Origin of the sequence: Variovorax monticola (genome assembly GCF_051216855.1) — a bacterium.
Taxonomy (GTDB): domain Bacteria; phylum Pseudomonadota; class Gammaproteobacteria; order Burkholderiales; family Burkholderiaceae_C; genus Variovorax.
Genome location: NZ_JBPJZP010000002.1, coordinates 1,021,651 through 1,047,159, shown reverse-complemented (window position 1 = coordinate 1,047,159; position 25,509 = coordinate 1,021,651). Strand labels below are relative to the sequence as shown.

Below are 25,509 nucleotides of genomic sequence, written 5' to 3'. Positions count from 1 at the left end.
CTTGCCGCCGCCCGCGCCTGCCCGGCTTCGCGCCGGCCTGCGCTCAGCGGCGCGGGCCGTTGCTGGGCTTCACGCCCATGTTGGTCTTCTGGCGGTTGATGCGGTCTTGTTTGCGCTGCTCTTCGCGCTCCATGATCCGGCGCTTGGTGTAGCCCGACGAATCGGCCCAGGCCCACCACGCGAGCGCCATCGCGAACGGGGACAGCACGATCCACCAGCTCCAGCCGGCCACCATGCCCAATTCGAAATACTTGAGGCCGATACTGAGCAGGCCCAACGCCAGAAACCACATCGCGAATCCCTCCGGGTTGTATTGGCAACGCATCCGGACGCCGTGCATGGCGCTACCTACAATCGCGTTGAGACGAATGTAACTCAGCCCTTAACAAATACATCCCCATGAAAAGAGTCTTGTTGTCGGCAGCCCTGGGCCTTGGCCTGGTGATGCTCGCGGCGCCCGCGTTGGCCGACCTGGCCCTGGCGACTTCGAAGAACTGCATGAGCTGTCATGCGGTCGAGCGCAAGGTGCTCGGGCCGTCGTTCAAGGACGTGGCCGCCAAGTACAAGGACGACAAGGGCGCGGTCGACACCCTCGCCACCAAGATCATGAAGGGCGGCTCCGGCGTGTGGGGCCCGGTGCCGATGCCCGCGAACAACCAGGTCAGCGAAGCCGACGCCAAGAAGCTCGCGGCCTGGGTGCTGTCGACAAAGTAAGCGCCCCGGCAGGCGTCACGCCTGCGGGTTGATGTCCACCGGCATCGGCCGGCGCTCGATGCGGTCCTCGAGCTGGCCGATGTGCGCGGCCACCGTGTTGTCGGTCTGGTCGGAGCGAAGCCGCACCGCGGTTTCGAGCTGGTCCAGGCGCGCCAGCAGCGCCGTCTGCCGGTCGGCGTTCTGCCCCATGTGCTTGTTTTCCTGCGCTTCGAGAAAGGTGCGCAGCTCGGTGAAGCGCGACGCCTCGGCCTTGTCCGCCAAGTCGCGCTGGACCTGCATTTCCTTGGTGTGGCGCTTGGTGTCGATCAACACCGAGCTGTGCAGGTACAGCACGTAGACCAGGAAGAACGCGGCCAGCACCACGGTGAGGCCCAGCATGACGAGCCCCAGCGGCGCCGTGACGGTCATGAAGCCCAGCCACACCTCGGAGGGCGTGGACAACGCGCCCCAGTTCAGCGCGGCCAGTGCCGCGATGAGCAGCACGATGACAAAAAGAAAAGCGGATCTCACGCCCATGGGGGCCTCCTTCGGAAAGATCGAACACATCGGCAGTTGCCGCGCGCGTCGAGGCGCACGGCTTGTCGATGGGTTTTACCTCAGGCGAAGGGCCGGTCCGCCGCCACGGACCGGATAGAGGGCCACGTCCTACAGCCGCTCGGACAGCTGTTCGAGGATGGCCGGGTTTTCCAGCGTCGATGTGTCCTGCGTGATCTCTTCGCCCTTGGCGATGCTGCGCAGCAGGCGCCGCATGATCTTGCCGCTGCGCGTCTTGGGCAGGTTGTCGCCGAAGCGGATGTCCTTGGGCTTGGCGATGGGGCCGATTTCCTTGGCCACCCAGGCGCGCAGCTCGTTGGCGATCTGCTTGGCCTCCTCGCCGGTGGGGCGCGAGCGCTTGAGCACCACGAAGGCGCACACCGCCTCGCCGGTCACGTCGTCGGGGCGGCCCACCACGGCGGCCTCGGCGACGAGGTCGGTCTTGGACACCAGCGCCGATTCGATCTCCATCGTGCCCAGGCGGTGGCCCGACACGTTCAGCACGTCGTCGATGCGCCCGGTGATGCGGAAGTAGCCGCGGTCTTCGCTGCGAACCGCGCCGTCGCCGGCCAGGTAGATCGTGCCGCCCATCTCTTCGGGGAAGTAGCTCTTCTTGAAGCGCTCGGGGTCGTTCCAGATGGTGCGGATCATCGAGGGCCAGGGCCGCTTGATGACCAGCATGCCCCCCGCGCCGTTGGGCAGGTCCTTGCCTGTTTCATCGACGATGGCGGCCATGATGCCCGGCAGCGGCAGCGTGCACGAGCCCGGCACCAGCGGCGTGGCGCCCGGCAGCGGCGTGATGACGTGGCCGCCGGTCTCGGTCTGCCAGAAGGTGTCGACGATGGGGCAGCGCTCGCCGCCGATATTGCGGTGGTACCACATCCATGCTTCCGGATTGATCGGCTCGCCGACCGAACCCAGGATGCGCAGGCTCGTGAGGTCCCAGTTCTTCGGATGCACCTTCTCGTCGCCCTCGGCCGCCTTGATGAGCGAGCGGATGGCCGTGGGCGCCGTGTAGAACACTGACACCTTGTGCTTTTCGATCATCTGCCAGAAGCGGCCCGCGTGCGGGAAGGTCGGGATGCCCTCGAACACCACCTGAGTGGCGCCGGCCGCCAGAGGCCCGTAGGCGACGTAGGTGTGGCCCGTGATCCAGCCGATGTCGGCCGTGCACCAGAACACGTCTTCGGGGCGGATGTCGAAGGTCCAGTCCATCGTGAGCTTGGCCCACAGCAGGTAGCCGCCGGTGGCGTGCTGCACGCCCTTGGGCTTGCCGGTGGAACCCGAGGTGTACAGGATGAACAGCGGGTGCTCAGCGTTCACCGGCACGGGCGGGCAATCGGTGCTCTGGCCTTTCAGCGCTTCATCGAAGGTCTTGTCGCGGCCTTCGACGCGGGCCCACGCGGTGGGCGTGCGCTCATAGACGAACACGGTCTTGATCGACTCGCAGCCGCCCAGCGCGATGCCGTCGTCCACGATGGCCTTCAGCGGCAGTTCCTTGCCGCCGCGCAGCTGGTAGTTGGCGGTGATGACCGCCACCGCGCCCGCGTCGATGATGCGTTCCTGCAGCGCCTTGGCCGAGAAACCGCCGAACACCACGCTGTGGGTGGCGCCGATGCGCGCGCACGCCTGCATGGCGATCACGCCTTCGACGGTCATCGGCATGTAGATGACGACGCGGTCGCCCTTCTGGATGCCCGCGGCCTTCAGCGCGTTGGCGAACTGGCTCACGCGACCCAGCAGTTCCTTGTACGTGACGTGGGTGACGGTGCCGTCGTCGGCCTCGAAGACGATGGCCGTCTTGTTCTCGACCGGGGTGCCGACGTGCTTGTCCAGGCAGTTGGCGCTGGCGTTGAGTTCGCCGTCGCCGAACCATTCGTAGAACGGGGCCTTCGACTCGTCCAGCGTCCGGGTGAACGGCTTGGTCCACTGCAGGTTGTCCTTGGCCAGGCGGGTCCAGAAGCCTTCGAAGTCCTGTTCGGCCTCTTTGCACAGGGCGTCGTAGGCCGCCATGCTGGCGATGCGTGCGCCTTGGGTGGCGCGGGCGTCGGGCGGGAACACGCGGTTCTCGACCAGGACGGATTCAATGTTCTTGGATGCGCTGCTCATGTCTCTTGTCTCCTGGATGGCTGCGGCCGTAATGTCGACGGTCGCACTTACGGGTCACTGACGGGTCGTAGGCGGTCCGATGTTAGTTCGCGGGGTTATCACGAGCGCGACACGGGGACACCCCTAGAATCTTCCGTCCTCCACCACCTGCCCGCCGATGTCCGCTCCTGAACCCTTCGACCCCAGGAACCCGCCCGCCCCCCGGACCTATCCGATGGGGCCATTGCCGCGGCTGATCTTTGCGAGCCGCTGGCTGCAGTTGCCTCTGTACCTGGGCCTGATCGTGGCGCAGGCGGTGTACGTGGTGCACTTCCTGGTCGAACTGCTGCACCTGGTCGAGGCCGCTTTCGGCAGCCAGACCGCGCTGCAGGCCCTCATCACCAGCATCGGCTACAAGACCACCGTGCCGGTCGCCTCGCTCAACGAGACGGTGATCATGCTGGTGGTGCTGGCCCTGATCGACGTGGTCATGATCTCCAACCTGCTCATCATGGTGATCGTGGGCGGCTACGAAACCTTCGTGAGCCGCATGAACCTCGAAGGCCACCGCGACCAGCCCGAGTGGCTGAGCCACGTGAACGCCTCGGTGCTGAAGGTGAAGCTGGCCACCGCCATCATCGGCATCAGCTCCATTCACCTGCTCAAGACCTTCATCAACGCGGACAACTACACCGACCGCGTGCTGATCGCACAGACGGTGATCCACATCACCTTCCTGTTCTCGGCCATCGCCATTGCCTACACGGACAAGCTGATGACCGGGAACGCGAGCCAGGGCGGCGCGCCCCACTGACAGAAAAAGCCCGCGTGCCGCGCCCTACACAGCGGCGGCGGCGGCGGCGCACGGCGCGTCCCACGCCGGCACTTCCGTGAAGCGCTCGGCCAGGAAGTCGAGCATGGTGCGCAAGGTGGCCGGCATGTGCTTGCGCGAGGCGTACACCGCGTACATGCCCACCACCTGCGGCTCGAAATCGCCGAAGAGCCGCACCAGTTCTCCCGCCTGCAGCAAGGGCGCCGCCAGGTAGGTCGGCAGCATCGCGACGCCCGCCCCGGCCCTTGCCAGGTACATCAGGCTGGCCGCATCGTTGGCCGACACATTGCCCCCCACGGCCACCGAGGCCGGCTCCCCGGTCTCCTTGCGCGTGAAGTTCCACAGGCTGCGCCCGAAGTACGAGTGCGTGAGGCAGTTGCGCTGCGCCAGTTCTTCCACACGCAGCGGCTGGCCGTGCTCTTTCAAGTACCCCGGTGAGGCGCACACCACCGAGCGGCAGTCCGTGAGCCGGCGCGCGATGAGGTTGGGGTCGATCTCCGCCGCGACGCGGATGGCGAGGTCGATGCGCTCGTCCACCAGGTTTACCGCGCGGTCGAGCAGCACCAGGTCGACCGCCACGCCCGGGTACAGCCGCACATAGTCGGCCACCGCATCGGCCAGCTGGGCCTGCGCGAACGAGGTGCTGGCGGTGATGCGCAACTGCCCGCTGGGCGCCTCGGCCGGATGCCGCACGGCGGCCTGCATGTCGAGCGCGAGCTCCAGCACCTGGCGGCAGCGCGGCAGCAGCTCCGCGCCGGCGGCCGTGAGGCTCAGGCGGCGCGTGGTGCGGTGGAGCAGCCGCGCGCCGGTCCATTGCTCCAGCTCGGCCACGTAGCGCGTGACCACGGGGCGGGACATGTCGAGCTTGTCGGCCGCGGCCGAAAGGCTGCCCGCGTCCACCACGTTCACGAACACCCGCATTGCATTCAGTCGGTCCATTCGAACGATTCTAGAAATAAACAAACGCGCAAATCGAGGTATTTCTTTCGGAATCAGAAACCTAAGATGAGCCTCATCCGATCCACTTTCGTCTTCGACAGGAGTTCTCATGAGCCACATCGCCATCATCGGCGCCACCGGACGCGCCGGCGGCCGCCTTCTGGAAGAAGCCCTGCGCCGCGGCCACACGGTCACGGCCATCGCCCGCACGGCCAGCGCCAAGCTGGCCGGCCGCACCAATGTGAAGGCCGTCGACCTCGACGTGCTCGACGCACCCACGCTCGAAAAAGCACTGGCCGGCCACGACGCCGTGTTCAGCGCCGCGCACTTCGCCACCGTGCCGCCCGCGGCGATCATCGAGCCGGCCAAGCGCGCGGGCGTGAAGCGCCTGCTGGTGGTCGGCGGTGCCGGCAGCCTGTTCGCGGCACCGGGCCTGAAGGTGATCGACACGCCGAACTTCCCCGACGCGTATCGTGCCGAGGCCTCGGCCGGCGGCGTGTTCCTGGAAGCGCTGCGCAGCGAAAAGGAACTCGACTGGACCTTCCTGTCGCCCTCGGCCGAATTCGTCGAAGGCGAGCGCACCGGCAAGTTCCGCCTGGGCACCGACGACCTGCTGGTGAGCGCCGAAGGCCGCAGCTGGATCACCTTCGAGGACTACGCGATCGCGTTCATCGACGAGCTGGAAAAGCCCGCGCACCCACGCCAGCGCTACACCATCGGCTACTGAAAACAAAAAGGACCCGCGGGTCCTTTTTCATGGCTGTCCGAACGAACCGCTCGAGCGGCTCAGCGGCCCGTCATGTTCTCCGGCACCACCCACTGGTCGAACTGCTCGGCCGTCAGGTGCCCCGAGGCAATCGCCGCTTCACGCAGGCTCGTGCCTTCCTTGTGCGCCTTCTTGGCGATGTAGGCCGACTTGTCGTAGCCGATGTGCGTGTTCAGCGCCGTCACCAGCATCAGCGAGCGCTGCACCAGCTCCGTGATGCGTTCGCGGTTCGGCTCGATGCCCACGGCGCAGTGGTCGTTGAAGCTCACCATGCCGTCGGCCAGCAGGCGCACGCTCTGCAGGAAGTTGTGCGCCACCATCGGGCGGAACACGTTCAGCTCGAAGTTGCCCGAGGCACCGCCGATGTTGATGGCCACGTCGTTGCCGAACACCTGCGCGGCCAGCATCGTGACGGCCTCGCTCTGGGTCGGGTTGACCTTGCCCGGCATGATCGACGAGCCGGGCTCGTTCTCGGGAATGCTCAGTTCGCCGATGCCGCTGCGCGGACCGCTGGCGAGCCAGCGTACGTCGTTGGCGATCTTGTTCACGCTGGCGGCCAGCGTCTTCAGCGCACCGTGCGCATGCACCAGCGCATCGACGCTGGCCATGGCTTCGAACTTGTTCGGCGCGGTGATGAAAGGCAGGCCCGTGAGCGTGGCCAACTCGGCCGCTACCTGTTCCGCATAACCCTTGGGCGCATTCAGCCCGGTGCCGACGGCCGTGCCGCCCAGCGCCAGTTCGCTCAGGTGCGGCAGCGCGGCGCGCACATGCGCCTCGCCATGCGCCAGTTGCGCCACGTAGCCCGAGAACTCCTGGCCCAGCGTGAGGGGCGTGGCGTCCTGCAGGTGGGTGCGGCCGATCTTCACGATGTCGGCGAAGTCCTTGGCCTTCCGGTCGAGCGTGCCGCGCAGCTTGGCGATGGCGGGCAGCAGCTTGTGCGTGATGGCTTCCACGGCGGCCACGTGCATGGCGGTCGGGAACACGTCGTTGCTCGACTGGCTGCGGTTGACGTCGTCGTTCGGGTGCACCAGGCGCCCTTCGCCGCGTTCGCCGCCGAGGATTTCGCTCGCGCGGTTGGCCAGCACCTCGTTGACGTTCATGTTGGTCTGCGTGCCCGAGCCGGTCTGCCACACCACCAGCGGGAACTCGCCCGGATGCTTGCCGGCAATGACTTCGTCGGCCGCGGCCACGATGGCCTGGGTCTTCTTCTCGTCCTGCAGGCCCAGCGCATGGTTGACCACGGCCGACGCGCGCTTGACCTGGGCCAGCGCCTTGATGATTTCGCGCGGCTGCTGCTCGCCGGAGATGTCGAAGTTCTGCAGCGAGCGCTGCGTCTGCGCGCCCCACAGCTTGTCGGCCGGCACGTCGATCGGGCCGAAGGTGTCGCGCTCGGCGCGGGTCTTGGGGGAATTCGTCATGGAAAAAAGCTCCGGGATCATGAAAGGTTGCGCCGCTGCGGGCGCGGTGCCGAGTATCGGCCAATACGAGCAGCTCGCATCTGACGGGGCCATTGCCTGTCCGCTGACACGACGATACGCCTTGCGTCTTGACTTTCATCATGCCCAAAAGTTATGATCAAGGCCTTCCGACGACCAACAAGTCATGATGATGACGGTGGTTGGTCACCCCTTCACTACTCGCGGATCCCTGAATCCCGTCGCGGTGCAAGGTTCTCCCGCCGGGCGCAGCCCGGCAAACCGGCCGGATCTTTCCGTCCCCATTGCCACGTCACGCTCATCCAGGCGACGCCCCTCGACCAGGCCCGTTGTTCTGCGAATGAAGCATCCGGCGGGCACTGGCTTCGTCGCTTTGTCGTCTTCAGTGCCTGTCGGCAGCCCTTGAGGCCTGCCGGGCCATCGCGAGCGTTCAGCGCCTTTCGCGAGCCCCCGGCAAACCCATCGGCTGATGGCGTGGTCGCCGTCGCCCGCTTGTGGCGATGTTCGTCCACCCCCTCCACAGGGGATCACAAGGAGCCCCGCAGATGGCCAAAGGAATTCTCATCGACCACGTTTTCAAGGTCTTCGGCGACGAGCCGGAGCAGGCCCTGGAACTGGTCCGGCAAGGTTTTTCAAAGAAAGAAATCCTGGCGCGCACCGGTCAATCGATCGGCGTGTTCGACGCCACCTTCGAAATCCAGGCTGGAGAAATCTTCGTCATCATGGGTCTCTCGGGTTCGGGCAAATCGACGCTGGTGCGCCTGCTGAACCGGTTGATCGAGCCGACGGCGGGCCGCATCGTGATCGACGGCGCCGACATCAACGAACACTCCGACGCCAAGCTGCGCGCGTTGCGCCGCAAGGACATCAGCATGGTGTTCCAGTCGTTCGCGCTCATGCCGCACATGACGGTGCGCGAGAACACCGCGTTCGGACTGGAGCTCTCGGGCACGAGCAAGAAAGAGCGCCTGGCGCAGGCCGACAAGGCGCTTGCGCAGGTGGGCCTGTCGGGCTGGGGCGCGAGCTACCCCGACGAGTTGTCGGGCGGCATGCAGCAGCGCGTGGGCCTGGCGCGCGCGCTGGCGTCCGACCCGTCGATCCTGCTGATGGACGAGGCCTTCTCGGCACTCGACCCGATCATCCGCACCGAGATGCAGTCGGAGCTGCTGCGCCTGCAGCAGGAACAGCGCCGCACCATCGTCTTCATTTCGCACGACCTGGACGAAGCCATGCGCATCGGCGACCGCATCGCGATCATGAAGGACGGCCAGGTGATCCAGGTCGGCACGCCCGACGAGATCTTGCGCAGCCCCGCAGACGACTACGTGCGCAGCTTCGTGCGCGGCGTGGACGCGGCGGCCGTGTTCAAGGCGGCGGACATCGCGCGCAAGTCGCTCACGGTGGTGTGCGAGCACCCCGAGCGCGGTGCGCGCGCGGCGCTCAAGCTGCTCGAGGACCAGGACCGCGACTTTGCCTACGTGACCAGCCCGACCAGGCGCTTTCTGGGTGTGGTGTCGGCCGACACGCTGCGCGGCGCGCTCGACGGGCATTCGGGCCCGCTGGGGCTGCAGCGCGCCTTTCTGGCCGACCTGCCGCGCATCGACGCCGAGGCGCCCGTGGCGGGCCTGATCGGCCAGCTCGCGCAGGCGCCGTGCGCGCTGCCGGTGGTGGCGAGCGACGGCCGCTTCTGCGGCGCGATCAGCAAGACGACGCTGCTCAAGTTCCTGGACCGCGACACGCCGCCCATCGAGCCGGTCGTGCCCAACGCCGCCCCTGCGCTCGCAGCCGAACCGCACTGAATCACGAAGGACCTCGAACGATGAACGACAACACACTTCCTTCCGAGCTGAACGCACCCGTTCTGGACGCGCCCATGTTGAACACGCCTGCACCGATCGATCCGTGGCAAGCGATGTCGACCGTGCCCGACACCTCGGCCACGAGCGCCTGGCTCGACGCACCGGCAGATGCCGCCCATCAACTGGCCGGCTCGCCCGACGCTGCCACTGGCTTCCAGTTGCACCGCCTGTGGGACGGCTCGCTGCCGGTCGAGTCCTGGATCAACCAGGGCCTGGGCTGGGTGGTGGCGCACTTCCGCCCCTTCTTCCAGACCGTGCGCCTGCCCATCGACAGCACGCTGAACGGGGTGCAGAGCCTGCTGACGGGCCTGCCCACGCTGGCGATGATCGCCCTCATCGGCCTGCTGGCCTGGCAGTTCGCCGGCCGCGCGCTGGCCATCGGCACCACGGTGGCGCTGCTGCTGGTGGCCATGCTGGGCATCTGGCCCGAGGCGATGGTGACGCTGTCGCTGGTGCTGACCTCGCTGGTCTTTTGCATGGTGATCGGCCTGCCGCTGGGCGTGCTGCTGGCCAGCAGCGACCGCGCGCAACGCATCATGCGGCCGGTGCTGGACGCAATGCAGACCACGCCCGCCTTCGTGTACCTGGTGCCGGTGGTGATGCTGTTCGGCATCGGCAACGTGCCCGGCGTGATCGTGACGATCATCTTCGCGCTGGCCCCGCTGGTGCGCCTGACCAACCTGGGCCTGCGCCAGGTGCGTCCCGACCTGATCGAGGCCGCGCGCGCCTACGGCGCCTCGCCGTGGCAGATGCTCGTGAAGGTGCAGCTGCCGCTGGCCATGCCGTCGATCATGGCGGGCATCAACCAGGCGCTGATGCTGTCGCTGTCGATGGTGGTGATCGCCTCGATGATCGCCGTGGGCGGCCTGGGCCAGATGGTGCTGCGCGGCATCGGCCGGCTCGACATGGGCCTGGCGACAGTGGGCGGCCTGGGCATTGTGCTGCTGGCCATCACGCTGGACCGCCTGACGCAGGCCATGGGCAAGTCGCGCCGCAGCGCCGGGCGCCGCTGGTGGCACACCGGGCCTGCGGGCTTCGCGCTGCACCTGCTGCAGCGGCTGGTGGGTTCACCGGCGTCTTCGCGCACGGGCAGTGAGCCCGCGCCTGCCCTGTCCGCGCAAGCGCAATGAAACGCCAAGGAGAAACCAGACGCATGAAGAAGATCAATGTCATCGCACGCGGCATGGCACGCGGCCTTCTGGCCATCGGCTTCGTTGCCGCCGGCATGGCCGCCCAAGCCGCCCACGCCGCCAACGACCTGCCCGGCAAGGGCGTGACCGTGCTGCCGCTGAAGAGTTCGCTCGCCGAAGAAGCCTTCCAGACGCTGCTGGTGATGCGCGGTCTCGAAAGGCTCGGCTACACCGTCGAGCCCATGAAGGACCTGGAGCCCGCCACCGAGCACCTGGCCATTGCCAACGGCGACGCCACCTTCATGGCCAACCACTGGAGCCTGCTGCACGCCGACTTCTACAAGAACAGCGGCGGCGACGCCAAGCTGTGGCGCAAGGGCGTGTATTCCGACGGCGCGGTGCAGGGCTACCTGATCGACCGCAAGACGGCCGAGCAATACAACATCACGACCATCGCGCAGCTGAAGGACCCGGCCATCGCGAAGCTGTTCGACGCCGACGGCGACGGCAAGGCCGACCTGACGGGCTGCAACCCCGGCTGGGGCTGCGAGCTGGCCATCGAGAACCATCTGGGCGCCTACCAGTTGCGCGACACGGTCACGCACAAGCAGGGCAGCTATGCCGCGCTGATGGCCGACACCATCGCCCGCTTCAAGCAGGACAAGCCGGTGCTGTACTACACGTGGACGCCGTACTGGGTCAGCGCGGTGCTGCGCCCCGGCACAGACGTGGTGTGGCTGCAGGTGCCCTTCTCTTCGTCGCAAGAGAGCAAAGAGGGCAAGGTCGACACGCAGCTGCCGAACGGCAGGAACTACGGCTTCCAGGCCAACCAGGAACAGATCGTCGCCAACCGGGCCTTCACCGAGAAGAACCCGGCCGCGGCGAAATTGTTCGAGGTGATGACGCTGCCGATCAGCGACATCAATGCACAGAACCTTCGCATGAGCGAGGGCGCCAACACGCGGAAGGACGTGGAGCGGCATACGGACGGGTGGATCCGGGTGCATCAGGCACTGTTCGACGACTGGATTGCCCAGGCCCGGGCTGCTGCGAGGTAGCAAGGCAGCGCATGGGCGGCGGCTGAGATAATCGGGGGGCGTTTTCCGCGTTTGCCGCGTTTCCCACTCCAATAAAAGCCCCCCACCATGACGACCACGATCCAGCAGGCCGACCTGATCGAATCGATCAGCGCCGCGCTGCAGTACATCAGCTACTACCACCCCGCCGACTACATCGCCCATCTCGCCAAGGCCTACGAGCGCGAACAGAGCCCCGCCGCCAAGGACGCCATTGCGCAGATCCTGACGAACAGCAAGATGAGCGCCACGGGCCACCGCCCGATCTGCCAGGACACCGGCATCGTCAACGTGTTCCTCAAGGTGGGCATGGACGTGCGCTGGGGCGGCTTCACCGGCAGCCTGGACGACGCCATCAACGAAGGCGTGCGCCGCGGCTACAACCACCCCGACAACACCCTGCGCGCCTCGGTCGTGGCCGACCCGCAGTTCGACCGCAAGAACACCAAGGACAACACGCCCGCGGTCATCTTCACCGAGATCGTTCCGGGCAACACCCTCGAAGTGACGGTCGCGGCCAAGGGCGGCGGCAGCGAGAACAAGAGCAAGCTCGTGATGCTGAACCCCGGCGACAGCGTGGTCGACTGGGTGCTCAAGACCGTGCCCACCATGGGCGCTGGCTGGTGCCCGCCGGGCATGCTGGGCATCGGCATCGGCGGCACGGCCGAGAAGGCCGCGCTGATGGCCAAGGAAAGCCTGATGGACGACCTCGACATGCACGAGCTGCAGGCCAAGAAGCAATCGGGCGCCGAGCTCAGCAAGGTCGAGGCGTTGCGCATCGAGCTGTACGAGAAGGTCAACGCACTGGGCATCGGCGCGCAGGGCCTGGGCGGCCTGGCCACCGTGCTCGACATCAAGATCAAGATGTACCCGACGCACGCGGCCAGCAAGCCGGTGGCCATGATCCCCAACTGCGCGGCCACCCGCCATGCGCACTTCGTGATGGACGGCAGCGGCGCGGTGTACCTCGACCCGCCTTCGCTCGACATGTGGCCCGACGTCAACTGGGCGCCCGACGAGAAGAAGAGCAAGCGCGTCGACCTCGACACGCTCACGCCCGCCGAAGTCGCGAGCTGGAAGCCAGGCGACACGTTGCTGCTCAAGGGCAAAATGCTCACCGGCCGCGACGCCGCGCACAAGCGCATCCAGGACATGCTGGCCAAGGGCGAGAAGCTGCCCGTGGACTTCACTAACCGTGTCATCTACTACGTCGGCCCGGTCGATCCGGTCGGCGACGAAGCCGTGGGCCCCGCCGGCCCGACCACCGCCACGCGCATGGACGGCTTCACCGAAATGATGCTGGCGCAGACCGGCCTGATCGCGATGATCGGCAAGGCCGAGCGCGGCCCGGTGGCCATCGAGGCCATCAAGAAGCACAAGAGCGCCTACCTCATGGCCGTCGGCGGCGCCGCCTACCTGGTGAGCAAGGCCATCAAGACCGCCAAGGTGGTGGGCTTTGCCGACCTGGGCATGGAAGCCATCTATGAATTCGACGTGGTCGACATGCCCGTGACGGTGGCGGTCGATGCCGGCGGCACCAGCGCGCACATCACCGGCCCGGCCGAGTGGCAGAAGCGCATCGCGAGCGGCGAGTTCAAGACCATCATGATGGAAGAAGCTTGAGCGATATAGGCGTCTTCGACAGCGGGGTCGGTGGGCTCAGCGTGCTGGCCGCGTTGCGGGCCGAGTTGCCGCACGAGAACTTCGTGTACTTCGCCGACACGGCCTACGCGCCGTACGGCGAGCGCGGGGACGCCTATGTCATCGAGCGGTCGCGTGTTGTGGTCGAACATCTGCTGCGGGAACACCGCGTCAAGGCGCTCGTGGTGGCCTGCAACACGGCCACGACCGCCGCCATTCACCTGCTGCGGGCCGAACACCCCGAGCTGCCGATCGTGGGCCTGGAGCCCGGTCTCAAGCCCGCCGTGGCAGGCAGCCGCACGGGACACATCTCGGTGATGGCCACGCGCGGCACCCTGGCCAGCGCCAAGTACGCCGCCTTGCGCGCATCGTTCGCCGGCTCGGCCGAGGTGCGGTCCGTACCTTGCGACGGTCTCGTGAAAGCCATCGAAGGCTTCGACGCGGCAGGCATCTCGACGCTGTGCGAGCGTTACATGAAGGAGGCCGGCCCCTTCGGCGACGGGCCCACCGACGTCGACACCGTGGTGCTCGGCTGCACCCACTATCCGCTCGTGAAAGACGAACTGCGCCGGCATGCACCGGCCACGCTGCGCTTCATCGACACCGGCGTGCCCGTGGCGCAGCAGACGCGGCGCCTGCTGGCGTCCGCCGGCCAGCTCGCGGACACCGGCAACGGCACGCTGCGCCTGGAAAGCAGCGGCCACGTCGCCGTGCTCGAGGCCGCGGCGGCGCGCTGGCTAGGGCTTCCCGCGGCCACCGCGGCCTGACCTGAGCCCCCTCACATGCGCTTTCTCCGCCATACCGCCCTCCTCCTGTGCCTCTCGGGCGCCGGCCTGAGCCACGCAGCCTGCGAGAGCGGCCTGGCCGAGCGCATGCACGCCAAGCTGCACCCCAACCGCCCGCTCGACGAGCGGCTCGCCGCCTGCAAGATCTGGCCGGCCTTTCCGGGGCGCAGCATCGTCGTGCTGCCGATGCCGCGCGAAACCACCGACCACGGCGCCAAGGTGTTCGACCTCGAGATCCTGCTGATCCAGCGGCCCGACAACGGCAATACCGAGCGCGACACCGTCATCGGCCGGCTCATGCAGCCCGAAGCGCTCGACGAAGACGCGACCACGTCGATCCAGGACATCCGCATCGACACCTCGCGCTATGTGCTGTCGAGCGAGGCCCGCGCCTTCGGCGTGCGCGTGCGCTACCGCGGCACCAGCGCGCCGGGCAGCCCGCTGGCGAGTGAAACGGTGCGGCTCTACGTGCACCACGGCAAGCAATTTCGCCAGGTGCTGCAGGAGGTCGAACTCGACCACGACAACGGCGGCTGGGACGCCACCTGCACAGGCCACTTCGAGAAGCTGCGCACCATGCTGTCGGTCGGCAAGGCGGCCAGCAACGGCTTTGCCGACCTGCAGCTGTCGCGCACGCTGGTGCAAAGCCGCGCGCAAGAGCAGGAAGACCAGGGTTGCCTGGAGAAGACGCTGCCGGCGAAGTTCAGCACCGTGACGCTGCGCTACGACGGCGAGCGCTACAAGGTGCCGAAGTCGCTGGTGCAGCAATCGCCCTGAGAGGGCCTGAACTGCCCACAGTGCGCCTTCGGGAGCGCGGCACGGAGGTGGAGGAGCAGGGGTTTAACGCCCTGTGTCCGCAAGAGCGCGGGGCCCCTCAGTGCAGGTGACGCGGACGGCGACCGCCGCCATGGCCACCACCGCTGCCGCCGCTGCCAGGGCCGCCCGTGCCGCGCGGGCGCTTGCCGATTTCAAGCGAGTTCACGAGCGCGTCGAAACGGTCGCTGAAGAGGCGGTCGATCTCGGAGACCACGCCGCCCAGCTCGGCGCCGTCGAAGTGGCGCTCCATGAGATTGATGACGTCTTCCACAAGCAGGTCACGCTGCACCTGCATGATCGCGGCCGGATTGGGGCCGACGAACAGCATCAGGAAGTCGTCACGCGACTCTTCGTCGGGATCGCCCTCTTCCTCGTCGAAGTCGGTGTCGTAGAAGGTGACCTCGATGGCCGCGCCGCGGTCGGACAGCTCGTTCAGGCCCATGCACATCTCGTCGAGCGCCTGGCGAAAGTCTTCGTCGCCGGGCACGGTCCAGCAGATCTGCAGCGTGTGGTCCTTCTGCTCGAAGCGGATGCCCGGCTCTTCTTCGTAGGTGCTCGTGGCGCCGTCGGCCAGCGACTTCGCGCCGGCGTACGCCCACAGGGGCTTGAGCGCCTCCTGGATCTGGTCGAAGGTCACGTCCGGGCGCAGCGGCACGTCGCCGTGCACATGGATTTCAAATGGAGCGTTGTAGCGAGGCATCGAATGCTCCCATGTAAGTTTGGTACCCGGAACGGGGGTCGAACCCGTATGCCCCGATCAAGGAAGCGGCGGATTTTAAATCTGGTCCGGCGGTTTTCGGCTGGTGCCCCGAAGCGGGCTTGAACCGCTAAGTCCTTGTCAGGACGAGAGATTTTAAGTCTCTTGTGTTTACCAATTTCACCATCGGGGCCTCGCCAGGGGACCCATTCTGCCATCCCTGTGTCAGCGAAATGGCACAGAAGGGCGGGTCCCGGACACAGACCCGACCCACCCAAACCTGTGACAAGTGCGTCCTGACACAGGCTCAGTTGATTACCCCCTCCATTAGGTGATCCCTAGAGATTCACCATAGAGATTCCCCATAACGATTCAAACCATAGAGATGTTCCATATCGATGGAACCCTATAGGTAACCCTTTGGAGTCCTGAATGAACACCCCGTCCGTGAACCCGGCTGACCTCTCACGCCCTGATTGTCTCGATGACGAGATGATTGCCGAGCAATGGCGGCTCGAAGAAGACATGACACAACGCGGCTTCGAGGCGTACCACCGGAACCTGAACGCCGCCCGCATCGGGGGCGCTGAGGACGCGACCGCCTACGGCGCTGCCCTGATGCTCCACCGCGTCCAAGCCGTCTCGGACGGCATCAAGGCGTTCATGGAGGCCGCGAATTCCGGCAAGGCCGGGAAGAAGCACACCGCCGTGCGTCCCTTACGCGACATCGGCCCGGACGTGGCCGCATTCCTGGCCTTACGTGCCGTCCTCCCAGCCTGACTGCACCCCGCACCCTCCAGCACATGACGACCACGATTGGCGGCATGGTGGAGGACGAGATTCGGTTATCCACCCTCCGCGCCGAGGAAAACAAGGTATTTCAGAAGGTGAAGGACGGCGTGAAAAAGCGGGTTGGCTACGACTACAAGCGCGTGTACGCCAACCGCTATGCGAAGTACGAGCGCATCTACTTCCCCTGCCAGTTCGACTTCCGGGGCCGCATCTACTCGGTCATCCGAGTCCCTCGCACGAGACCTTCATGGGCAAGCCGCTGGTGGTGGTTCCGAACGAGTACATGCCGCGATGACTCCCGGACAACAAGCGTTCCTCTACATGGGCTGCTGGCTCGCCGTCTACGGCATGCGCTAACCCTCTCACCCCCCTCCCTCAACGCCCCCGCAGGTTCACGCCTCGGGGGCGTTTCTCATTTCAGAAAGCACCCCCCCAATGGCAGACAAGAAAGCCTCCCCCCAACTCACGAGCCCGCGTGGCGTGTTCGTATATCCATCCATCGAGAAGCCGGACTTCGGCACGAAGGAGTACCCGTGCCATCGCGCACGAGCACGCCGCATCCCGGGTATGTGCATGGGCGCGGTGCGGCGGATGGCATAGGACTTGGCAGTAGGTAGACACAGATCACCAGGCCGGCCGGCCTCGCCCGCTTAGCCGCGACCGTCAGCAATGCCGTGGCCGCGGACCCTCCCGATGATCGACAAAGAAAAACCCGCCGTGCTTGCGCAGGGCGGGCTGTGTGTGGGACGTAGGTGCCTAGGTTCGTCGGCTCTGGATCAGCGCACGCTGAGCAAGGTTCTCAGCAAGCTGCTTGCGCCGAGCTTTCTCGGCTTCGCTTGCTGCTTGTGGTGCTGACCGCTTTGCGCCTGCAAGCACCTTCGCGAGTTCCAACTTCTGAGAGAAGCCTTGGTAGGCCATGCGTTAAACCCATTTTTCACCAACTGCCTGAAATCTATCAGAAGTGTCTATGTCGTAAAACTCGAACAGCGCCAAAACGGCGGCGTCTATCCGGTCGAACCTGTCGATTGGTCCCACGCGAGCGTTCGCAAAATCTCCTTCGCGCCTAGATTATTCAACCGGCCGTTATCCATCAGGCCAGCTTCGTTCAATGTATTGAGGGCTGCTGGAGATATAGAGTTTCGGCAGTCCTCAAACAATTCACGCACCACGCTCATTGACAACGGCTTGGTTAACAGGTTCCCCTGCCTCGTCATCACGTGTATGACGTGGGCAATTGCCGCGTTGAACATGCCCGAGCCCGGAGGACGAGTCGGACTGGCACGTTCGCGTTCTTTCGCAGCCATCTTTTGCAATGCCGAAAGTTCACCCTTCGCATGTGCAAGTTCGCTGTTGGCTCGCCGCAAATCGTTCATGAGAGCCTGCTTCTCCTTTTCGGATTCAGGAGTGACCTCAGATACATCGTTGGTCAGGTTTTGTGCCAGTTGGATGACCTCCGCTTCCTTTTCCTCGACGACGATCTTTTCAGTCGCAAGTCGCTCGGCAAGCGTGTTGTTCATCCTGTTGTAGCCCTCATCGAGGTGCTTCAGTCGCTCGCCGAAGCTTGCCTCGATACGCCCTAAAACTACGTGCATATCGCGCGTGAAGTTGTAGCTGTTGTCGTAGAAGCGGCTACTCGCCTCGTCTGCTTTGAAGTAGAACAATGCGGAGAGCCAAACCGAGAATAAGGCCAGTATCAGAGCGAGCAGGTCTGTGAAAGAGAACTTGTCGATGCTGATGTTGAAGGGCGCATTGGCAATTTTCCAGGCGACCACCCCTATGGCAGCAACAATACAAATGTCGCGCAAGGTTCGCACCGATAGCCAATGCGAGAGAAGCTCGCGCTTGGCCGGATCGTTAGTTGATTCTTTTCCTGCATCTGCCATATCCCGCTCCTTGTTGGTCTATGCTTACACCGCACGTCCTCAAAGCCGATGGCGAGTGACTAGCCGCTTCCTCCTCCAAACTGTTGCAGGATCGCGAGCCGTTGAGTCGCACTCTTCTCAGCTCGCTGCGCGAACCACGCCGCGAGTAGCCGGTCAGCTACATCAAGCAGCGCGTAAACGTTGGCCCGCTCGCACTCCAGCCGCTCGCAGGTGCCGCTGACGCCGAGCCCGAACGGGTACATGCAATACAGCACGTGGTAGACGTGCGGCCGCGCGTCCTTGAACGACTCGATGCCCTCGTGCGTGACCGAGGCCTCGATCTCGTCGACCGGGATCCTCGCCTCGAGCTCCGTGCCAGGCGCATCGTTGAGGAACGAGGCCTGCGACGAGAAGCCCAGGCCGTTGCCGGCCATCTGGCAGCGCCACAGCGCCCAGTTGTTGAGGCGCGTCTTGACCCATTCAATGCGCGCCATCGGCCTCCTTCGGCTCAGGCCACATGCACACGAAGGTCATGCCGTACCGCTCGACCAGGCGCGCGACATCGGGTGTCACCTTGGCTTCCCAGTAGGTGCCGACTTTGGAGTCCCGCTCGTGCGCAAAAAAGCAATTCGGTTCGCCGCGGATGCCACGACGCACCAGCGCATAGGCCTCCTTGCCGATCTCGCCCGCCTTCGCCTAGATGGCCTCGTAGGTCTTTGGCATGCGGTCCCTGATGAAGCCAAGCCGAGCGTTCACTTCGGCGACGGTCATCGCTTGATCTGAAGTCATGGTGTCCATGTGTCCAAACCTCTCTATAGAAGAAATACGTGAGATCGGAGGGGTGGTGCGCGCGCGAGTGCACACGTCTGCACGCCTCTGTGTGGGGGCGCCCGCTTTGCGAATATCGCGATGGACCATGCAGCGGCTGCAACCCCCAATCCGGAGGAAGAAGCAAGCCTTAGGGCTCTAAGGGAAGCCCTGGCCACCGTGGACAGTTGGGCACTCAGGTCATAGGCGCGTGCGTCGACTTCCCCGCTACCGCACCGCAATGGGGGCGCTTGCCTCCCAGCCCTTCGGGCACACCGCTGCCAATCTTGCGTCTGGCGGTGTTTGCGATCCGGCGCGTTTGTTGCGCCGTGACCTGTTGGTCAGAACGGCGCATCGTCGGCGACTCCATATTCATTGACCGCCGGCTTCGGTGCCGGCGGTGGCGGGGGCACAGCGGCCCCTTCCTCGGGTTCGTAGGGCGGCCAATCCTTCGGCTTCTCGTAGCCCCATGCACGAACGCCGTTCTGCTGCTTCTTGCAGCGCTCCCAGCCCTCGTGCTCCATCCAGCTGCGGATCTGGCCCTCGAGCGATGCGTTGCTCTTTGCCGCGTCGACGCCGAGGGCGGCCGTGAGCTGCGAAATCGTGACGAACGTGGTGAGCTCGTTGACGACTGCGCCAATGCCTGTCTGCATGGGCGGCCTGGTCAGGACGTGCAGCAGCTCGCTGAGCACGGCCGTTTCCACCAGGCGGCTTTCCTGCATCGGGAAGAACAGCCGTTCCTCCACCGCGATCGCGGGCGTGAATGGCTCGGCCTGCAGGTAGAGCGCGAACGCTTCGGCAAAGAGCCTGTCGCGATTTCGCAGCAGCCACTCGATGTCAATGACATGCCGCACAGGCACCGGCCAGAAGCGCCGGTTACCGGTGCGGTCTCGCAGGTAGGTGCGTTCGTTCGTCGTGCCAGCCAGCACACACTGTCGCGCATAGGCCTCGACGACTCGGCCGTAGCTCGGCCGGTACCGGTCGACCTTCGCCGAGATGAAGGCCTTGATGATGTTGATCTCGGACTTGCCGAAGTTCGCCAGTTCGGCGATCTCGTAGAGCCACAGGCCCTGCACCTGTTCCTGGCCTTCCTTGCCGCGGCTCACGTCGAAGTGCGTGTCACTGAAGTAGGCCGAGCTCGCGAGCGTCTCGACCATCGTGGATTTGCGCATGCCGCCCGGGCCTTCTAGCACCGGGCAGTAGTCGAATTTGCAACCCGGCTCCATGATGCGATTGACCATGCCGAGCAGCCAGTAGCGGCCGACCAGGCACAAGTACTCGAACACCTCGGGCTTGAGCGTCTCGGGCGTCTCGCCGATGACAAACACGAGCCACTTGTCGATCAGCGGCTTCGCGTCGGGGTCAGGCTCGGGCAGACCGGTCAGGTACTCCTGGACGGGATGGAACGGGTTCTCGTGAGCCACCGTCTCGATGGCTTCCATCAATGCCGCCCGGTTGATGCTCGGCAGGCCGTAGGTCTTGCTGAGATAGCGGCCGAGCAGCAGGTCGACCGCGCCCGTGATCGGGCCCGCCTTCGCGTGCGGCCAGGGCCACGGCCGGCGCGCATCGATGTTGTTGCTCAGCTGGTTGAGGCCGAGCACGCCACTCAGCGCCTCATCGTTCAACAGAGCCGCGATCACCAGCTTGCGCGAAACCAGCCACCTGCCCTTTTCCGCATCCCAATAGGGCTTGAGCCACCACGGCAACTTTTCGTCATCGCCGCCCTCAGCGCCAGCGGGGCTTTTAGGCGCGCCGCCGCCAGATCCGCCACCACCCTCCGAAGCCGCGCCCGCGTCCGACGACGCAGCTGCAGGCTCGACCGCATGCATGTCGGCCTGAAACGGTTGGGCCCGACCGAAGTAGGTGAGCACACGGTCGTAGTCCCATCCATCCGTGTCGATTGCGTCATGGCAGTCCCATCCGTCCGGCAACTCGCCAGGCCCAGGGATCGGCAGCATCGACACCTTGCAGCCCTGCGCATCGCTCAGCAACGTGCCGATTCCAAGCATCGCCGCCATGCCCGGCTGCTTCTTCGCTGGCAGGTATGGCATCGACTGGGCCAGGAGCTGCAGCGCAGTGTCACGCACGAGCTCACGGTCGCTGTCTGTGATCTCCCCGCCGATCTGCTCGAGCTGCTCCATGGCTTGAGCCACCACGGACTTCTGCGCAGCCTGCGGAGCCTTCTCGCGCTTGGAATCGCAGTCTGGCCACAGCAGCACCGTGCTCCCAGCAAGCCATTCCCACTGCGCCTTCTTCCAGCCGTTGCACCCGCCCGGCCAGCCCACCACGCAGTACACGCCGGAGCCGCGCGCATCGAGCAGCGCCTGCAGCACCTCGGCCTTGACTTCGCCCTCGACGACGATGACGGTACGGCCGCCCGGATGCTCTCCGCCTGGGTAGAACAGCGGCCGTGCATCGTCCCAGCCCCGCCACTTCCAGGTCATCGAGCCATCGCGCAGGCTCGCAGCCCACGTGTATGGAATCGCGACCTTACCGCCATCACTCGTTCTGAACCGGACCACGTAGCCGAACAACTGCCCGTCGACCCGATAGCTCGCGGTGTGCAGGATGTCTTCTTTTTTTCGGCTGTAGTGCCAGAAGGTGGCGGGCGGTGCGTCGGCCGGCGCGGGCATGCGCGTTTCCCACTGCTCCTTCTCTCGCTGCGCAGGTGGCCATTCCCGAAGGCAGCGCGGCCATGAACAAGCACCTCGCTATTCAACTGCTGCGCGCGGCCGCGCGATCGCTGCGTGAAGGCGTGGCCACAGAGCGCGAGTGGTCGACCGTTACGCGCGCGATCGTCGTTGCCCAAGGCCTTGAACGTCGAGGCATCGTGCGCGGCCTGAGCGGCCATCTGCGCAGCGCCGCGGATGCCCTGCAGGAGATTGGCCGGCGGGCCATGGATGCGGGCACGTGGAATGCCACCCCGCTGGATCTGCTCGAGCTCGACGTCATCACAACCGCGATCGAGCTACACGAGTACCAGCTGCAGTTGCTGAGCTATGGCGAGCTCCGCCGAGTCGTCGAGCGCGCCGAGGCCGAGATTTGCAGCGCCGGCGGCCGCGTGGTCGACGTCGGCCAGATGCGGGGAGTGCTGGCATGACGCAAGGCACCCCTTGGAGCGCGATCGCCGACAAGTGGGCTCGTACGCCCACCGGCGGCGTTCGCAACGTTGGCGAGGTCGTCAGCGGCGTCCAGATTGACAAGTTCTTCGTGCCGCCGGCGCGACCAGGCGGCAGCGGCCGCTGGTGCGTGGTGCTGCAGGACGGCCGCACCTTCGAGCGCTACGACTGCTACGTCGAATGGTCGCCCCACGGTTGGAACCCGAGCACGTGCCGGCGGGAAGGCGCGGAGCGGCCTGCATGACACACACATGCCACGCCGAGGGCTGCAACAAAGCCGCGCCCCCGAAGTACCTGATGTGCGGCAAGCACTGGGCCATGGTGCCGCCGACGCAGCAGCGCGAGATCTGGCGGCACTCCCGTCCTGGTCAGGATGTCGACAAGCGGCCGTCAGCCGACTATCTGCGCGTGATGAAGATCGCCATCGATCTGGTCGCCCGGGCCGAGGGCCAGCAAGGAAGCCTGCTATGAGCATGAGCGACGACATTCTCAGCAAGGACCAAGTGGCGACCATGCTCGATTGCGAGCCGTCGACCGTCGAAGAGAAAGCCCGCAACCACGAGTTGCCAGGCGTGAAGATCGGCCGCAGTTGGCTCTTCCCGCGCCAGGCGTTGATGCAGCGCCTCAACGAGATGGCGCTGGCCAGGCCTGAGCCCACGCGGCCGGAGGGCATCATCAAGCCCGGTTCGAAGCGCCGGGCGCCGCTGGCGCTGCCGCCCCTGCCGACCTGAACTGGAGATTCCGTTCCACGGCCGGTCCAACTGGCGCCCAGCCCGGGTCCGTATACTCCCGCTTACACCATAAGCCGATGCGTACGCATTGGCTCCGCAAAATACGAGACCTGAGCAGCGATGACGCACGAAAGCATCACCTTTTATGTGGCAGCAATCGTCCCCGCATTTATGTGCTTTTTAGCGAACCTGTCTGTTCGTAAAGCTGCGGTGCTTGAGAGCTCAGGCGCTGACTGGCTCTTGATTTTGGTGGCATTCGATGCCACCTGCGTGTTCACATTGACCGAAGTTGCCAAGTTCGTCCCGGACGCCGACGTCAAGGCAAACCTAGTCGCTATCATCGGCACATTGCTTCTGGGGACACTGATTTTTTGGTTCTTCGTCGCAACTTCAGTAGAGGCCTGGATTAAAGCCGCAGCGACAAAGAAGAAGATTGCATTGTTTATAACCTTGTGGTTAATCATCGTCGGCTTAACGTCAACGCATTTCTTGATATTTCTCTACAAGCTGGGTGAAAAATCATGACCGAATTCCTGCTCGCAGTAGTTGGGCTTTTTCTTATTTCCGCCGTTCTAGTTAGCTGCGCCACCGCGTTTGTTTTTCGAAAACAACTCTGGCCGGAACGCTATGCGAGAAACTCTTGGCGGTTTGCGACGCAAAGTACGGGTTACAGTTTAACTCGTGCATATTTCCAGCGGGTCGCAGAAATCGAGCAGTCTAATGGCCTGACCACCGAGGTAAGACTGCTATACGTGCAAGCGTATGAGGAAAGATCTAAAGCCATTCAGGGCGGGCGAGCGCCGTTTGCTGAGGTCAATCCTATTGCTTCGCCGCAAGGTAGCAGTGCATTCGTCACTTTTGTGGCCGGAGTTTTTGAACTCAACATGATTCAGGCGCACAAAATCCCCTCTTATGCCTAGAGATTTGTGCGTCGAAAATAAAATATGAGCTCTATTGTCGCAGCACGCTACGCTGACTTTTTGAAAAGTGAAGGCTATAAGCTTACTCACGACCAAGATGCCGACGTCATCCGGCTCGCCTTCAATGGCGAAACTTTGGATCTACAGTGCGTTGTCTACGTAAGCGATTCATTCATCGCATTTCATGTCATTGTACCGCTGACGATTAAGCCCGATAAGATGAGTTCAGCATTTGCGTTGTGCAATCAGCTGAATCAAATGCGTCCAATTGGAAATTTTGAGGTCCAAAAGATTTCAAATAAGATTCTTTTCAAAATCGGCATGGAAACTCCTCCTGAGCCGAGCAATGAATATTTTGAGCGCACACTGATGCTCGCATTGTCTAACGCCAATTCTGAGGCCAAGACAATACTCAAAGAGCTGAGCTAGGCCCTGGGAGTCAAAGTAGACGATCGGCAAGGTCCTCGCCGCGCAATGAGGCGTAGCGCAGCATCATCTTGGTGTCGGTCCAGCCCATGATCTTGCAGATCTCGATCTCGTTGAAGATCCAACCGCGATCGCCCTTGAGCGTCATCCAGCGGCAGCAGGCCTCGTGACGTAGGTCGTGCTCGGTGAAGTTCGGCACGACCGCATATGCGAATAGGGACGTGAAGCGCGCCGACAACCTGGACGTGCATTTGGTGAGGTCGGCCGGCGTGCCGTCCCAGAACGGAAAGATCAGCCCGGTGCGCCCCTCACACCATGCGATCAGCTTCGCGCGCAGTTCGCGTTTCAAGGGCACTGTCCGAGGCTTGGCTGCGCCATGGTGGCCCTTCGTGCCCTCGATCCTCAGCAGCCCGCGGCCGGCGTCCAGCTGGTCGACGCGCAGCCGGTAGGCCTCACGCAGTCGCAGCCCCGTGTCGATGATCAGTGAGAACAGCAGCTCGAAAGCGGGATCGTCCCCCCAGGGGCGCTCTTTGTCGGGCCGCTTCACGCCGGCGAGAGCCGCGCGCACCGCATCCTCGTCGTCGGCCGACATGCGCACGTCACGTGCGATGTCTCGAACTGAGCCGTCAGCGTACTGGCTGTAGCCGCGGGGCAGCAGCGTCAGAACGTTCACAGGCGGCTGCTGGCCTTCTTTCGTGGTGGTGCGGTGGGTACCAAGCGACCACCTTGGAAAGCGCGCCCACGCGCTTCCTGATCGTTCCTGGCGTCATCTTCTTCTCTCGGGTCTTGTAGCCCTCGATCATCTGGTTGACCCGCTGGAACGTGATGCTCGACATGCGCACGCCAGGCAACTCGCTGGCCAGTAGCGCAAGCGTCGGCCGCTCACTCGACGCGACCCGTGTGTTCGGGTCGTTCTCGTAGTTGCGCATCACCTCAAGCAGCAGCGGCGACTTTGGCGCCGGCCCCTGAGTCGCCTCGAGCAGCTCCAGCGGTACGACGCCGCGCTCGAGCCAGCCGTCGAGGATCTTGGCGTAGTTGTTCGCCTCCACCTCGTCGTCGAAGGTGTGAAAGAACGGCTTCTCGAGGAGGTGGTGCTTGACGCGCAACTGGTACTTGTTGCCGCGCTTCTGGACAGAGGACAAATCGGGCTCCGGTGGGAGCGCGCATCGTACTGGCTTCGACGGACAAAACAGTCCGTTCGTGGGTAGCAGACGAGCTTATTTCGGGTAGCAACGAACCCGAAACGAACTTAAACGAGGCCAGAAACAAAAATGCCCCGGAAGGTCCGAGGCATGTAACCTGTTGATTTAACAGGGAATTTGGTGGAGGCGCGACCCGGAGTCGAACCGGGCTACACGGATTTGCAATCCGTTGCATAACCGCTTTGCTATCGCGCCACGCAGAAATACGAATTCGAACCTGCGAAAAAAAGGGAAGCTGATGCTTCCCTTTTTCAAAACTGGAGCGGGAAAAGAGACTCGAACTCTCGACCTCAACCTTGGCAAGGTTGCGCTCTACCAACTGAGCTATTCCCGCGTT

General features: G+C 64.4%; 29 protein-coding genes and 3 tRNA genes. 17 read left to right on the top strand and 15 right to left on the bottom strand.

Features of this window, described 5'->3' with window-relative positions; genetic code table 11:
• Positions 1 to 43: 43 nt before the first annotated feature.
• Positions 44 to 292 (bottom strand): TIGR04438 family Trp-rich protein, encoded by a 249-nt coding sequence (locus ACSFA5_RS10540; protein WP_435443955.1) that lies wholly within the window; start codon positions 290 to 292, stop codon positions 44 to 46.
• A gap of 107 nt (positions 293 to 399) precedes the next feature.
• Between ACSFA5_RS10540 and ACSFA5_RS10535 the strand changes: the two genes are divergently transcribed.
• On the top strand, positions 400 to 714 hold the full coding sequence (locus ACSFA5_RS10535) for a c-type cytochrome (RefSeq protein ID WP_435443954.1): 315 nt from the start codon (positions 400 to 402) through the stop codon (positions 712 to 714).
• Between the two features lie 15 nt (positions 715 to 729).
• Here the strand turns inward: ACSFA5_RS10535 and ACSFA5_RS10530 are convergent, their stop codons facing one another.
• Together ACSFA5_RS10530 and acs are read right to left on the bottom strand one after the other, a co-directional pair.
• Entirely contained in the window at positions 730 to 1,230 is a 501-nt protein-coding gene (locus ACSFA5_RS10530) for a LapA family protein (protein ID WP_435443953.1), read from the bottom strand.
• A gap of 129 nt (positions 1,231 to 1,359) precedes the next feature.
• A complete protein-coding gene (gene acs, locus ACSFA5_RS10525) occupies positions 1,360 to 3,357 on the bottom strand; it encodes an acetate--CoA ligase (RefSeq protein WP_435443952.1) in 1,998 nt (665 codons plus the stop codon).
• A gap of 157 nt (positions 3,358 to 3,514) precedes the next feature.
• Between acs and ACSFA5_RS10520 the strand changes: the two genes are divergently transcribed.
• Positions 3,515 to 4,150 carry a YqhA family protein gene (locus ACSFA5_RS10520; RefSeq protein ID WP_435443951.1) on the top strand — a complete coding sequence of 212 codons (636 nt, stop codon included), beginning with the start codon at positions 3,515 to 3,517 and terminating at the stop codon, positions 4,148 to 4,150.
• A 24-nt stretch (positions 4,151 to 4,174) separates the two neighbouring features.
• Here ACSFA5_RS10520 and ACSFA5_RS10515 read toward each other — a convergent pair whose 3' ends face one another.
• Positions 4,175 to 5,107: a LysR family transcriptional regulator gene (locus tag ACSFA5_RS10515; RefSeq protein WP_435443950.1), complete on the bottom strand. Its 933-nt coding sequence runs from the start codon at positions 5,105 to 5,107 to the stop codon at positions 4,175 to 4,177.
• Between the two features lie 109 nt (positions 5,108 to 5,216).
• Here ACSFA5_RS10515 and ACSFA5_RS10510 point away from each other — a divergent pair, with 109 nt between their 5' ends.
• The gene (locus tag ACSFA5_RS10510; protein ID WP_435443949.1) at positions 5,217 to 5,834 is read left to right on the top strand and encodes an NAD(P)-dependent oxidoreductase; all 618 of its coding nucleotides are present in this window, start codon (positions 5,217 to 5,219) and stop codon (positions 5,832 to 5,834) included.
• A 59-nt stretch (positions 5,835 to 5,893) separates the two neighbouring features.
• On the opposite strand, the gene fumC is transcribed toward ACSFA5_RS10510, so the two are convergent.
• Positions 5,894 to 7,291: a class II fumarate hydratase gene (gene fumC, locus ACSFA5_RS10505; RefSeq protein ID WP_435443948.1), complete on the bottom strand. Its 1,398-nt coding sequence runs from the start codon at positions 7,289 to 7,291 to the stop codon at positions 5,894 to 5,896.
• Between the two features lie 563 nt (positions 7,292 to 7,854).
• Here fumC and proV point away from each other — a divergent pair.
• From proV to ACSFA5_RS10475, 6 genes are all read left to right on the top strand, one after another.
• On the top strand, positions 7,855 to 9,108 hold the full coding sequence (gene proV / locus ACSFA5_RS10500) for a glycine betaine/L-proline ABC transporter ATP-binding protein ProV (protein ID WP_435443947.1): 1,254 nt from the start codon (positions 7,855 to 7,857) through the stop codon (positions 9,106 to 9,108).
• Between the two features lie 20 nt (positions 9,109 to 9,128).
• Complete coding sequence (gene proW / locus ACSFA5_RS10495; protein ID WP_435443946.1) at positions 9,129 to 10,298, top strand: glycine betaine/L-proline ABC transporter permease ProW; 1,170 nt, start codon at positions 9,129 to 9,131, stop codon at positions 10,296 to 10,298.
• Positions 10,299 to 10,321: 23 nt separating this feature from the next.
• On the top strand, positions 10,322 to 11,356 hold the full coding sequence (proX, locus tag ACSFA5_RS10490; protein ID WP_435443945.1) for a glycine betaine/L-proline ABC transporter substrate-binding protein ProX: 1,035 nt from the start codon (positions 10,322 to 10,324) through the stop codon (positions 11,354 to 11,356).
• Positions 11,357 to 11,443: 87 nt separating this feature from the next.
• Positions 11,444 to 12,997: a fumarate hydratase gene (locus ACSFA5_RS10485; RefSeq protein ID WP_435443944.1), complete on the top strand. Its 1,554-nt coding sequence runs from the start codon at positions 11,444 to 11,446 to the stop codon at positions 12,995 to 12,997.
• Entirely contained in the window at positions 12,994 to 13,782 is a 789-nt protein-coding gene (murI, locus tag ACSFA5_RS10480) for a glutamate racemase (protein ID WP_435443943.1), read from the top strand. The genes ACSFA5_RS10485 and murI overlap by 4 nt, the downstream gene beginning before the upstream one ends.
• A gap of 15 nt (positions 13,783 to 13,797) precedes the next feature.
• Entirely contained in the window at positions 13,798 to 14,577 is a 780-nt protein-coding gene (locus tag ACSFA5_RS10475; RefSeq protein ID WP_435443942.1) for a PA3715 family protein, read from the top strand.
• Positions 14,578 to 14,674: 97 nt separating this feature from the next.
• Here the strand turns inward: ACSFA5_RS10475 and ACSFA5_RS10470 are convergent, their stop codons facing one another.
• Positions 14,675 to 15,316, bottom strand: coding sequence for a DUF6806 family protein (locus ACSFA5_RS10470; protein WP_435443941.1), 642 nt, complete (start codon positions 15,314 to 15,316; stop codon positions 14,675 to 14,677).
• Between the two features lie 101 nt (positions 15,317 to 15,417).
• Positions 15,418 to 15,506 (bottom strand) — tRNA-Leu (locus ACSFA5_RS10465).
• A gap of 239 nt (positions 15,507 to 15,745) precedes the next feature.
• On the opposite strand from ACSFA5_RS10465, the gene ACSFA5_RS10460 reads away from it, so the two are divergent.
• On the top strand, positions 15,746 to 16,093 hold the full coding sequence (locus ACSFA5_RS10460) for a hypothetical protein (protein WP_435443940.1): 348 nt from the start codon (positions 15,746 to 15,748) through the stop codon (positions 16,091 to 16,093).
• A 1,016-nt stretch (positions 16,094 to 17,109) separates the two neighbouring features.
• Here ACSFA5_RS10460 and ACSFA5_RS10455 read toward each other — a convergent pair.
• From ACSFA5_RS10455 to ACSFA5_RS10440, 4 genes are all read right to left on the bottom strand, one after another.
• Positions 17,110 to 17,988, bottom strand: coding sequence for a hypothetical protein (locus tag ACSFA5_RS10455; protein ID WP_435443939.1), 879 nt, complete (start codon positions 17,986 to 17,988; stop codon positions 17,110 to 17,112).
• A 59-nt stretch (positions 17,989 to 18,047) separates the two neighbouring features.
• A complete protein-coding gene (locus tag ACSFA5_RS10450; protein WP_435443938.1) occupies positions 18,048 to 18,461 on the bottom strand; it encodes a hypothetical protein in 414 nt (137 codons plus the stop codon).
• A complete protein-coding gene (locus tag ACSFA5_RS10445) occupies positions 18,448 to 18,624 on the bottom strand; it encodes a hypothetical protein (RefSeq protein WP_435443937.1) in 177 nt (58 codons plus the stop codon). The genes ACSFA5_RS10450 and ACSFA5_RS10445 overlap by 14 nt, the downstream gene beginning before the upstream one ends.
• 491 nt (positions 18,625 to 19,115) lie before the next feature.
• Complete coding sequence (locus ACSFA5_RS10440; RefSeq protein WP_435443936.1) at positions 19,116 to 21,407, bottom strand: virulence-associated E family protein; 2,292 nt, start codon at positions 21,405 to 21,407, stop codon at positions 19,116 to 19,118.
• A 62-nt stretch (positions 21,408 to 21,469) separates the two neighbouring features.
• Between ACSFA5_RS10440 and ACSFA5_RS10435 the strand changes: the two genes are divergently transcribed.
• The 7 genes from ACSFA5_RS10435 to ACSFA5_RS10405 all read left to right on the top strand — a co-directional run bounded on the left by ACSFA5_RS10435 (position 21,470) and on the right by ACSFA5_RS10405 (position 23,973).
• Positions 21,470 to 21,874 carry a hypothetical protein gene (locus tag ACSFA5_RS10435; RefSeq protein ID WP_435443935.1) on the top strand — a complete coding sequence of 135 codons (405 nt, stop codon included), beginning with the start codon at positions 21,470 to 21,472 and terminating at the stop codon, positions 21,872 to 21,874.
• A complete protein-coding gene (locus ACSFA5_RS10430) occupies positions 21,871 to 22,137 on the top strand; it encodes a hypothetical protein (protein WP_435443934.1) in 267 nt (88 codons plus the stop codon). The genes ACSFA5_RS10435 and ACSFA5_RS10430 overlap by 4 nt, the downstream gene beginning before the upstream one ends.
• Entirely contained in the window at positions 22,134 to 22,364 is a 231-nt protein-coding gene (locus ACSFA5_RS10425; RefSeq protein WP_435443933.1) for a hypothetical protein, read from the top strand. The genes ACSFA5_RS10430 and ACSFA5_RS10425 overlap by 4 nt, the downstream gene beginning before the upstream one ends.
• A 2-nt stretch (positions 22,365 to 22,366) precedes the next feature.
• Entirely contained in the window at positions 22,367 to 22,624 is a 258-nt protein-coding gene (locus ACSFA5_RS10420; protein ID WP_435443932.1) for a helix-turn-helix domain-containing protein, read from the top strand.
• A gap of 120 nt (positions 22,625 to 22,744) precedes the next feature.
• The gene (locus ACSFA5_RS10415) at positions 22,745 to 23,149 is read left to right on the top strand and encodes a hypothetical protein (RefSeq protein WP_435443931.1); all 405 of its coding nucleotides are present in this window, start codon (positions 22,745 to 22,747) and stop codon (positions 23,147 to 23,149) included.
• Positions 23,146 to 23,544 (top strand): hypothetical protein, encoded by a 399-nt coding sequence (locus ACSFA5_RS10410; RefSeq protein WP_435443930.1) that lies wholly within the window; start codon positions 23,146 to 23,148, stop codon positions 23,542 to 23,544. The genes ACSFA5_RS10415 and ACSFA5_RS10410 overlap by 4 nt, the downstream gene beginning before the upstream one ends.
• Before the next feature lie 24 nt (positions 23,545 to 23,568).
• Complete coding sequence (locus ACSFA5_RS10405; protein WP_435443929.1) at positions 23,569 to 23,973, top strand: YbjN domain-containing protein; 405 nt, start codon at positions 23,569 to 23,571, stop codon at positions 23,971 to 23,973.
• Between the two features lie 10 nt (positions 23,974 to 23,983).
• On the opposite strand, the gene ACSFA5_RS10400 is transcribed toward ACSFA5_RS10405, so the two are convergent.
• From ACSFA5_RS10400 to ACSFA5_RS10385, 4 genes are all read right to left on the bottom strand, one after another.
• Positions 23,984 to 24,643: a site-specific integrase gene (locus ACSFA5_RS10400; RefSeq protein WP_435443928.1), complete on the bottom strand. Its 660-nt coding sequence runs from the start codon at positions 24,641 to 24,643 to the stop codon at positions 23,984 to 23,986.
• On the bottom strand, positions 24,597 to 25,112 hold the full coding sequence (locus ACSFA5_RS10395; protein ID WP_435443927.1) for a hypothetical protein: 516 nt from the start codon (positions 25,110 to 25,112) through the stop codon (positions 24,597 to 24,599). The genes ACSFA5_RS10400 and ACSFA5_RS10395 overlap by 47 nt, the downstream gene beginning before the upstream one ends.
• A gap of 181 nt (positions 25,113 to 25,293) precedes the next feature.
• A tRNA-Cys gene (locus tag ACSFA5_RS10390) sits at positions 25,294 to 25,367 on the bottom strand.
• Positions 25,368 to 25,430: 63 nt separating this feature from the next.
• Positions 25,431 to 25,506: transfer RNA gene (locus ACSFA5_RS10385), tRNA-Gly, on the bottom strand.
• Positions 25,507 to 25,509 lie beyond the last annotated feature (3 nt).

What these genes read in the sequence shown, in the direction of transcription:
- ACSFA5_RS10510 (WP_435443949.1), top strand. Translation starts at nt 5,217, where the DNA reads ATGAGCCACATCGCCATCATCGGCGCCACCGGACGCGCCGGCGGCCGC.
- ACSFA5_RS10475 (WP_435443942.1), top strand. Translation starts at nt 13,798, where the DNA reads ATGCGCTTTCTCCGCCATACCGCCCTCCTCCTGTGCCTCTCGGGCGCC.
- ACSFA5_RS10420 (WP_435443932.1), top strand. Translation starts at nt 22,367, where the DNA reads ATGAGCGACGACATTCTCAGCAAGGACCAAGTGGCGACCATGCTCGAT.
- fumC (WP_435443948.1), bottom strand. Translation starts at nt 7,291, where the DNA reads ATGACGAATTCCCCCAAGACCCGCGCCGAGCGCGACACCTTCGGCCCG.
- ACSFA5_RS10450 (WP_435443938.1), bottom strand. Translation starts at nt 18,461, where the DNA reads ATGGCGCGCATTGAATGGGTCAAGACGCGCCTCAACAACTGGGCGCTG.
- ACSFA5_RS10435 (WP_435443935.1), top strand. Translation starts at nt 21,470, where the DNA reads ATGAACAAGCACCTCGCTATTCAACTGCTGCGCGCGGCCGCGCGATCG.
- ACSFA5_RS10520 (WP_435443951.1), top strand. Translation starts at nt 3,515, where the DNA reads ATGTCCGCTCCTGAACCCTTCGACCCCAGGAACCCGCCCGCCCCCCGG.
- ACSFA5_RS10535 (WP_435443954.1), top strand. Translation starts at nt 400, where the DNA reads ATGAAAAGAGTCTTGTTGTCGGCAGCCCTGGGCCTTGGCCTGGTGATG.
- ACSFA5_RS10440 (WP_435443936.1), bottom strand. Translation starts at nt 21,407, where the DNA reads ATGCCCGCGCCGGCCGACGCACCGCCCGCCACCTTCTGGCACTACAGC.
- ACSFA5_RS10405 (WP_435443929.1), top strand. Translation starts at nt 23,569, where the DNA reads ATGAGCTCTATTGTCGCAGCACGCTACGCTGACTTTTTGAAAAGTGAA.
- ACSFA5_RS10540 (WP_435443955.1), bottom strand. Translation starts at nt 292, where the DNA reads ATGTGGTTTCTGGCGTTGGGCCTGCTCAGTATCGGCCTCAAGTATTTC.
- ACSFA5_RS10485 (WP_435443944.1), top strand. Translation starts at nt 11,444, where the DNA reads ATGACGACCACGATCCAGCAGGCCGACCTGATCGAATCGATCAGCGCC.
- proV (WP_435443947.1), top strand. Translation starts at nt 7,855, where the DNA reads ATGGCCAAAGGAATTCTCATCGACCACGTTTTCAAGGTCTTCGGCGAC.
- proW (WP_435443946.1), top strand. Translation starts at nt 9,129, where the DNA reads ATGAACGACAACACACTTCCTTCCGAGCTGAACGCACCCGTTCTGGAC.
- ACSFA5_RS10430 (WP_435443934.1), top strand. Translation starts at nt 21,871, where the DNA reads ATGACGCAAGGCACCCCTTGGAGCGCGATCGCCGACAAGTGGGCTCGT.
- ACSFA5_RS10530 (WP_435443953.1), bottom strand. Translation starts at nt 1,230, where the DNA reads ATGGGCGTGAGATCCGCTTTTCTTTTTGTCATCGTGCTGCTCATCGCG.
- ACSFA5_RS10410 (WP_435443930.1), top strand. Translation starts at nt 23,146, where the DNA reads ATGACCGAATTCCTGCTCGCAGTAGTTGGGCTTTTTCTTATTTCCGCC.
- ACSFA5_RS10460 (WP_435443940.1), top strand. Translation starts at nt 15,746, where the DNA reads ATGAACACCCCGTCCGTGAACCCGGCTGACCTCTCACGCCCTGATTGT.
- ACSFA5_RS10425 (WP_435443933.1), top strand. Translation starts at nt 22,134, where the DNA reads ATGACACACACATGCCACGCCGAGGGCTGCAACAAAGCCGCGCCCCCG.
- ACSFA5_RS10415 (WP_435443931.1), top strand. Translation starts at nt 22,745, where the DNA reads ATGACGCACGAAAGCATCACCTTTTATGTGGCAGCAATCGTCCCCGCA.
- ACSFA5_RS10515 (WP_435443950.1), bottom strand. Translation starts at nt 5,107, where the DNA reads ATGGACCGACTGAATGCAATGCGGGTGTTCGTGAACGTGGTGGACGCG.
- ACSFA5_RS10455 (WP_435443939.1), bottom strand. Translation starts at nt 17,988, where the DNA reads ATGGCAGATGCAGGAAAAGAATCAACTAACGATCCGGCCAAGCGCGAG.
- acs (WP_435443952.1), bottom strand. Translation starts at nt 3,357, where the DNA reads ATGAGCAGCGCATCCAAGAACATTGAATCCGTCCTGGTCGAGAACCGC.
- proX (WP_435443945.1), top strand. Translation starts at nt 10,322, where the DNA reads ATGAAGAAGATCAATGTCATCGCACGCGGCATGGCACGCGGCCTTCTG.
- ACSFA5_RS10470 (WP_435443941.1), bottom strand. Translation starts at nt 15,316, where the DNA reads ATGCCTCGCTACAACGCTCCATTTGAAATCCATGTGCACGGCGACGTG.